This window comes from Streptomyces sp. NPDC046876, from assembly GCF_040645035.1.
Classification (GTDB): Bacteria; Actinomycetota; Actinomycetes; order Streptomycetales; family Streptomycetaceae; genus Streptomyces.
In genome coordinates, this window is sequence record NZ_JBEYXK010000047.1 from 42,652 (window position 1) to 50,854 (window position 8,203).

Here is an 8,203-nt window from a genome sequence, read left to right on the forward strand (position 1 = left end):
GTTCCCCCCTCTGTATCCCGGAGTTACAACGGAACGATGTCGGGCGCCCCCAGCCGGGCCGCGTCGGCCGTCTGGTCGTCGGGCTGGCGCTGGGATTCCCGTTCCGCCTGCACCCGCTTCTCGTAGTGCTCGACTTCCTTCTCGATCTGCTGCTCGTCCCACCCCAGCACCGGAGCCATCAGCTCCGCGCACTCCCGCGCCGACCGGGTCCCGCGGTCGAAGGTCTCGATCGAGATCCGCGTCCGCCGCGTCAGTACGTCGTCCAGGTGCCGTGCCCCCTCGTGCGAGGCCGCGTACGCCACCTCGGCCCGCAGGTAGTCCTCCGCCCCGCCCAGCGGGGCGCCCAGCGAGCGGTCGGCCGCGACGAGGTCGAGGAGTTCGTCCGTCAGAGACCCGTACCGGTTCAACAGGTGTTCCACCCGGGCCACGTGAAGCCCCGTCCGGGCGGCGATCCGGGCCCGCCCGTTCCACAGGGCCTTGTACCCCTCGGCCCCCACCAGCGGCACCTCCTCCGTCACGCAGTCCGCGACCCGCATGTCCAGCCCGTGCACCGCCTTGTCCACGGCGTCCTTCGCCATGACCCGGTACGTGGTGTACTTGCCGCCCGCCACGACCACCAGCCCCGGCACCGGATGGGCCACGGTGTGCTCGCGCGAGAGCTTGCTCGTCGCATCCGACTCCCCGGCCAGCAGCGGCCGCAGGCCCGCGTACACCCCCTGCACGTCGTCGCGGGTCAGCGGCACCGCCAGCACCGAGTTCACGTGCTCCAGCAGGTAGTCGATGTCGGCGCTGGAGGCCGCCGGGTGGGCCTTGTCGAGGTCCCAGTCGGTGTCCGTGGTCCCCACGATCCAGTGCCGGCCCCACGGAATGACGAACAGCACCGACTTCTCGGTGCGCAGGATCAGGCCGGTGCTCGAATGGATGCGGTCCTTGGGGACGACCAGGTGGATGCCCTTGGACGCCCGGACGTGGAACTGCCCGCGCTCCCCGATGAGGGCCTGCGTGTCGTCCGTCCACACCCCGGTCGCATTGACCACCTGCCGGGCGCGGATCTCGTACTCCGTGCCGCCCTCCACGTCCTGCACGCGCGCGCCGACGACCCGTTCGCCCTCGCGCAGGAAGCCGACGACCCTCGCCCGGTTGGCGCAGTGCGCCCCGTACGCGGCGGCCGTGCGGACGAGCGTGGTGACGTACCGCGCGTCGTCCATTTGGGCGTCGTAGTACTGCAGGGCGCCGACGAGGGCGTCCTTGCGCAGGGCCGGTGCCACGCGCAGGGCGCGCCGGCGCGACAGGTGCCGGTGGACCGGCAGGCCGCGGCCGTGCCCGCTGGAGACGGACATCGCGTCGTACAGGGCGACGCCCGATCCGGCGTAGAGCCGCTCCCAGCCCTTGTGCTGGAGGGGGTAGAGGAAGGGCACGGGCTTGACCAGGTGCGGGGCGAGCCGCTCCAGCAGCAGGCCGCGCTCCTTCAGCGCCTCGCGGACGAGGGCGAAGTCGAGCATCTCCAGGTACCTCAGGCCGCCGTGGATCAGCTTGCTGGACCGGCTGGAGGTGCCGGAGGCCCAGTCCCGCGCCTCGACGAGCCCCGTGGCCAGGCCCCTGGTCACGGCGTCGAGCGCGGTGCCCGCGCCGACGACGCCCGCGCCGACCACCAGCACGTCCAGTTCCCGCTCGGCCATCCGGGTGAGCGCTTCCGCGCGCTGCGCCGGCCCCAGTGTCGCTGTCCTCACGGCTGCCTCCCGTCGGTGCGGGCCGTCCCCGCTCGGTGCGGGCCCGGTCCTGCTCGTGTGCGGGCCGTCCCCGCTCGGTGTGCGGGCCGCACCTGCGCGGCGCAGGTGATCCCGCTCACATCCCCCGTCCTCGATTCTGACCCGGCGTACCCGCTTCAGCCACCGCCTGTGGACAACACAACGCGACCATCACCCCGTAATACGACAGATCGGTCATATATACGCCTAGTCTGACATCGTGCCAGCCGATTCGACCCCAGTGGTCCACAGGACTTGCGCACGCAGCCCCCTCATGCATGCCAGGGAAGGGACGGCCTCCATGCCCGCAGACCTCGCCGTCATCGGACTCGGCCACCTCGGCCTCCCGCTGGCCCAGGCCGCCGTCGCCGCCGGGATCGAGACGGTCGGCTACGACAGCGGCCCGGCCACCGACTCCACCCTCACCGCCGCCGAGGTCCGCCGCATGTCGGCCGCCGGCTTCCGGATCGCCACCGACCCCGCCGAGCTCGGCCGCGTCCGCACCGCCGTCATCTGCGCCCCCACCCAGCTGGGCGCCGACCGCGCCCTGGACCTCTCGGCCGTCGGCGCCGCCGGCCGCACCCTCGCCGCCCGGCTGCGCCCGCACACCACCGTCATCCTGGAATCCGCCGCCCACCCCGGGGTCACCGAGGACTACCTCCGCCCGATCCTGGAGTCCGGCTCCGGGCTGCGCGCCGGCCGCGACTTCCACCTGGCCTACTCCCCCAGCCGCCACGACCCCGGCAACCGCACCCACACCATCGCCAACACCCCCAAGGTGATCGGCGGCCTCACCCCGGCCTGCACCGAGTCCGCGCACGCCTTCTACGCCCGCATCGCCGAGAAGGTGGTCCGCGCCCGCGGCCTGCGCGAGGCCGAGACCGTCCAGCTCCTGGAGACCAACTACCGGCACGTCAACATCGCCCTGATGAACGAGATGGCCGTGCTCTGCCACGACCTCGGCGTCGACCTGTGGGACGTCATCCGCTGCGCCGAGACCAAGCCGTACGGCTTCCAGGCCTTCCGACCCGGCCCCGGCGTCGGCGGCCACAGCGTGCCCCTGGACCCCAACTACCTCCCCCACACCACCCGCACCCCGGGCCACCCCCTGCGCATGGTGGGCCTGGCCCAGGAGATCAACAGCCGGATGCCCCAGTACGTCATCCAGCGCTGCGCCACCCTGCTGAACGAGCACGGCAAGTCCGCCCGCGGGGCCCGCGTCCTGCTCCTCGGCGTCACCTACAAACCGGACCTCGCCGACCAGGAGGGCTCCCCCGCGCGCGAGATCGCCAGCCGCCTCCTCGACCTCGGGGCGCTGATCAGCTACCACGACCCGTACGTCGCCGGCTGGCGGGTCCGCGACCAGCCGGTCCCCCGCGCCGAGTCCCTCTACGAGGCGGCCGCCACCGCCGACCTGACGATCCTGCTCCAGCACCACCGCACGTACGACCTCCAAGGTCTCGCGGTGAAGGCCCAGTTGCTCCTGGACACGCGCGGCGCGAGCCCGGCGGGGGCGGCCCACCGGCTCTGAGCCGCACAAATCCCCGCTGCGGATGTCACAGCGGACTGCTAGCCTGCGGCGACTTATCTCGCGCATACATCCCGTGAGCCCCGACCAGGGCACACGTGCGTCCGAATCCCGGGGGGGATTTCCCATGAGCCAGCAGTTCCAGCCGCCCGCGCCCGACTCCCTGACCCCGGCCGCGCCGGCCGCGCCGTACGCGTCCGGGCCCGCCCGCAGCGGCAACGTCGGCCTGGGCATCGTCGCGGGCGTGGTCGCCGCCCTCGTCGCGGCCGGCGTGTACGGCGCGATCATGAGCGCCATCGACCGCCAGATCGGCTACGCCGCGGTCGGCGTCGGCATCGTCATCGGCCTCGCCGCGGGCCGCGTCGGCGGCCGGAACCTCGTCCTGCCCGTGGTCAGCGCCGTCCTCGCCCTCGGCGCCGTCTACCTGGGCCAGCTGGTCTATGTCGCGCTCGAGCTCGCCGACTACGCCGGCACGGGGGTGGCCGACGTCCTCCTCGACAAGCCCGGCATCACCGGCATCGCCGACATCTGGAAGGAAGGCGCCGAGGCCATGGACTACGTCTTCCTCGCCATCGGCGGCGCGGTCGCCTTCAGCGCCGCCAAGCGCACCGGCGACTGACGACACGCCCCTGAGCAGGGACGACCGGCCGAGAGTCGGCCGGGAACCCCTGTCGGCACCGGGGCGGCCGAGCCTATGATCCGCGCGTGTCCGATCATTCTCCGGCCGGCCGTCCCGTCTTCGACCCGGCCGACCGCAACCCCGAACTCGCCGCCCTCCGCGACGCCGTCCGCCGCAAGGACTGGGACGCCGTCACCGCGGGCTTCGATGCCCAGCCCGACGAGGACCACCGCGCCCTCGCCTCCGACGTCGTCTCCCGCCAACGCGGCGCCGAACTCATGCTCCGGCCCGTCATCGAGCGCAGTCCGAGCGACCTGCTCGCCCGGACCCTGCTCGCCGACCGGCTGATCAAGATCGGCTGGGAGATCCGCTCCGGTGCCCGGGCGCAGTACGTCTCGCAGCACCAGTTCGACGAGTTCCACGCGTACCTGCGGCGCGCCGAGCTACTGCTGATCGACGTCTGCGCCGAGGATCCGGGGTACGCGCTCGCCTGGTGCCTGCGCGTGACCACCTCGCGCGGGCTGGAGTTGGGGCTGAGCGAGACCCGGCGCCGCTACGACCGGCTCGCCGAGCACCACCCCCACCACTTCGCGGCGCAGCAGCAGAGCCTCCAGCAGCTCTGCCCGAAGTGGGGCGGGAGCTGGGAGGCCGCGCACGGTTTCGCGGACGCGTGCGTCAAGGCCGCTCCCGAGGGCCTGCCGAACGGCGCCCTGGTGGCGATCGCCCAGATGGAGCAGTACCTGGATGTGTCGCAGAAGAGCGGCACCCGCGTCGCAGAAACGTATCTGCGCGAGCCGGGCAACCAGACCCGGCTCCTCGAAGCCGCCGCCCGCTCCGTCCTCCACCCCGCCTTCGCTTCCGCCTTCCGGCCCGACTCGCCCGTGGCCGTGGCCGCACACAGCGCCTTCGCCGCCGCGCACTGCGCCGCCGGCCGGCACGCCGAGGCGGCCCCGCACTTCCGCGCCCTCGGCGACAGGGCCACCGAGTTCCCGTGGCACTACATCGGCAGCTACGACCACGAGGCGGAGTTCGTCCGCCACCGCAAGACCGCCCTGAGAAAGGGCTGAGGAGCCATGGACACCCGCGCCCCGGGCGCCGTCGCCGATCCCGGCGCCGGCCCCGACACCGAATCCGCATCCGAATCCGCATCCGACGGCCACGCCGCCGACGGCATCACGACCACCACCGTCAACGGCATCCGCACGGTCCTCGCCCCCTGCCCGGGCCCCCTCTCCGCCGGCCTGCTCTTCCGGGTCGGCCGCGCCGACGAGACCCTGGCCACCAGCGGCATCACCCACCTGGTCGAGCACCTGGCCCTGCACCGGCACGGCATGGGCGACCTGCACTACAACGGGGCCACCGCCGCCGCGTACACCCACTTCCACGTCACCGGCACCCCCGCCGACGTCGCCGAATACCTGGGCGGCGTCTGCGCCGCCCTGCGCGACCTGCCGATGGACCGGCTGGAGACCGAGAAGGAGATCCTGCGCACCGAGGCCGCCGGCCGCAGCCACGGCCCGGGCCGCGCCGCGGCGCTCTGGCGCTACGGCTCCCGCTCCTACGGACTCACCGGCTACGCCGAGGCCGGGCCCTACCACCTCACGGCCGACCAGGTCCGCGACTGGGCGCGGGATTGGTTCACCACCGAGAACGCCGTGCTGTGGATCACCGGCGACACCGTGCCCGAGGGCCTCGACCTCACCCTGCCCGCCGGTGAGTGGCGGCCGGCCCCGCAGGCCACCTCGGCCCTGCCCGTCACCCCGGCCTACTTCCACGGCGACGAGGGCGCAGCGGTCCTCACCTCGGTCCTGCCCCGCTCGACCGCAGCCGCCCTGTTCGCCGAGGTCCTGGGCAAGGAGCTCTTCCGGGAGCTGCGCCAGAAGGGCGGCTACTCCTACACCGCGGCAGCCGACTACCAGCCCCGCGACGCCGACTCCGCGACCGTGGTCGCATACGCCGACGCCCTCCCGCAGAAACAGGACGCCATGGTCGGCGCCTTCGTCGACGTCCTCGCGAAGCTGCGCGCGGGCCGGATCGAGCAGGCCGACCTGGAGGCCGTCCGGGCCTCCGCGCTGTCCCGGTTCGACCTGCCGGACCTCGCCGCGGCCCTGCTGCCCGGCCACGCCATGAACCTGCTGCTGCGCCACCGCAACCTCACCCGGGCCGAGGCCCGGGCCGAGATCGAAGCCGTCACCGTCGCCGACCTGCACCGGGTCGCCCGGGCGGTGTGGGCCGACGCGCTGATGCAGGTGCCACACCGCGGCGTGGACTGGGCCGGGTTCACCGCCGCCCCCGACCGGTCCCCGGAGATCGTCACCGGACGGCGCCACTCCGCCGTGGCGGACCCCTCCGTCGCGCTCCTCGTGGGGAAGGAGGGCATCAGCCTGGTGGCGCGGGGCAACCAGGTCACCGTCCGCTACGCCGAGTGCTCCATGATGCAGGTCTACCCGGACGGCGCCCGCCACCTCGTCGGCCACGACGGCTTCACGCTGACGATCGAGCCGACCCTGTACGAGATCACCGCGGCCGACCTCGCCCCGCTCGACGCGGCCGTGCCCGCCGCCGCCGTGGTCACCATGCCGCCGCGCGATCCGGCCCGCATCCCGCAGCCGCCCCCGCCGCCGAAGGCCCCGGTCCGGCACGCCTGGTTCACCGCCCTGCTGTGGGTCCTCGGCGTCCCCGCCCTGCTCATGGGCGGCGCCACGGCGCTGATGGCCCTCGCCGTGACCAACCGCGGCAGGCAGACCGAGATCCCGCAGGACGACGCGCGCTTCCTGCTCGCGTGCTTGATCGTCTCCGCGGTCTTCCTGATCCCCTGGGGCATCTGCCTGCGCCGCCGCAAACAGGGGCTCAGCTGACGGCGGGGCCCGACCGACGCGCCGAAGGGCCGGCCCCCGGGTGGGGGCCGGCCCTTCTGCGTGCGTGCCTGCGGTGTCGTGCCGTGCGGGTCAGCGGCTGTGCTGGGAGTCCGCGACCGTGACCTCGACCCGCTGGAACTCCTTGAGCTCGCTGTAGCCGGTGGTGGCCATCGAGCGGCGCAGGGCGCCGAACAGGTTCATCGAGCCGTCCGGGGTGTGCGACGGGCCGGTGAGGATCTCCTCGGTGGTGCCGACGGTGCCGAGGTCGACCTTCTTGCCGCGCGGCACGTCCTCGTGGACGGCCTCCATGCCCCAGTGGTGGCCCTTGCCGGGCGCGTCGGTGGCGCGGGCCAGCGGGGAGCCCATCATCACGGCGTCGGCGCCGCAGGCGATGGCCTTGGGCAGGTCGCCGGACCAGCCCACGCCGCCGTCGGCGATGACGTGGACGTACCGGCCGCCGGACTCGTCCATGTAGTCGCGGCGGGCCGCGGCCACGTCGGCGACGGCGGTGGCCATCGGGACCTGGATGCCGAGCACGTTGCGCGTGGTGTGGGCCGCGCCGCCGCCGAAGCCGACGAGGACGCCCGCGGCGCCGGTGCGCATCAGGTGCAGGGCCGCGGTGTACGTGGCGCAGCCGCCGACGATGACCGGGACGTCGAGCTCGTAGATGAACTGCTTGAGGTTCAGCGGCTCGGCGGCGCCGGAGACGTGCTCGGCGGAGACGGTGGTGCCGCGGATGACGAAGATGTCGACCCCGGCGTCCACGACGGCCTTGGAGAACTGGGCCGTGCGCTGCGGGGAGAGCGCGGCGGCGGTGACCACGCCGGAGTCGCGCACCTCCTTGATGCGCTGGCCGATCAGGTCGGCCTGGATCGGGGCGGAGTAGATCTCCTGCAGGCGGCGGGTGGCGGCCTCCTCCGACAGCTCGGCGATCTCGTCGAGCAGCGGCTGCGGGTCCTCGTAGCGGGTCCACAGGCCCTCGAGGTTCAGGACGCCGAGGCCGCCGAGCTCGCCGATGCGGATGGCGGTCTGCGGGGAGACGACGGAGTCCATCGGGGCGGCCAGGAACGGGAGCTCGAAGCGGTACGCGTCGATCTGCCAGGCGATGGAGACCTCCTTCGGGTCCCGGGTGCGCCGGCTCGGGACGATGGCGATGTCGTCGAACGCGTACGCCCTGCGGCCGCGCTTGCCGCGCCCGATCTCGATCTCAGTCACGTGTGGTGGCCTTTCCTCTGGGTCTGCCCGTCCAGTATCCCCGAAGGGCGGGCCCGCGCGTTTCCGTGCCCGCCGTCCGGACACCGCTCCGCCGCTGCGCGGGGCCATCCCCTCCCCGCCCCTTCCCGAAACCGGGCTCTGCCCGGACCCGTCAAAGATCGGGGGCTCCGCCCCCGGACCCCGCGCCTCAAACGCCGGCGAGGCTGGATGAATCCAGCCCGCGCGGCGTTTGAGC

The 8,203-nt window shown here is 73.4% G+C and carries 6 protein-coding genes; 4 read left to right on the forward strand and 2 right to left on the reverse strand.

The genetic code is table 11. The features are described 5' to 3' along the window. Positions 1-23: 23 nt before the first annotated feature. The gene (locus ABZ924_RS23300) at positions 24-1,730 is read right to left on the reverse strand and encodes a glycerol-3-phosphate dehydrogenase/oxidase (RefSeq protein ID WP_361912949.1); all 1,707 of its coding nucleotides are present in this window, start codon (positions 1,728-1,730) and stop codon (positions 24-26) included. 319 nt (positions 1,731-2,049) lie between these two features. On the opposite strand from ABZ924_RS23300, the gene ABZ924_RS23305 reads away from it, so the two are divergent. The 4 genes from ABZ924_RS23305 to ABZ924_RS23320 all read left to right on the forward strand — a co-directional run bounded on the left by ABZ924_RS23305 (position 2,050) and on the right by ABZ924_RS23320 (position 6,753). Beyond that, the gene (locus tag ABZ924_RS23305; protein WP_361912951.1) at positions 2,050-3,279 is read left to right on the forward strand and encodes a nucleotide sugar dehydrogenase; all 1,230 of its coding nucleotides are present in this window, start codon (positions 2,050-2,052) and stop codon (positions 3,277-3,279) included. A 124-nt stretch (positions 3,280-3,403) separates the two neighbouring features. Next, the gene (locus ABZ924_RS23310; protein ID WP_361912954.1) at positions 3,404-3,895 is read left to right on the forward strand and encodes a hypothetical protein; all 492 of its coding nucleotides are present in this window, start codon (positions 3,404-3,406) and stop codon (positions 3,893-3,895) included. 86 nt (positions 3,896-3,981) lie between these two features. Then, positions 3,982-4,962, forward strand: coding sequence for a hypothetical protein (locus ABZ924_RS23315; RefSeq protein WP_361912957.1), 981 nt, complete (start codon positions 3,982-3,984; stop codon positions 4,960-4,962). A gap of 6 nt (positions 4,963-4,968) precedes the next feature. Then, entirely contained in the window at positions 4,969-6,753 is a 1,785-nt protein-coding gene (locus ABZ924_RS23320) for an insulinase family protein (protein WP_361912960.1), read from the forward strand. 90 nt (positions 6,754-6,843) lie between these two features. Here ABZ924_RS23320 and ABZ924_RS23325 read toward each other — a convergent pair whose 3' ends face one another. Beyond that, entirely contained in the window at positions 6,844-7,968 is a 1,125-nt protein-coding gene (locus ABZ924_RS23325; protein WP_361912963.1) for a GuaB3 family IMP dehydrogenase-related protein, read from the reverse strand. Positions 7,969-8,203: the final 235 nt, after the last annotated feature.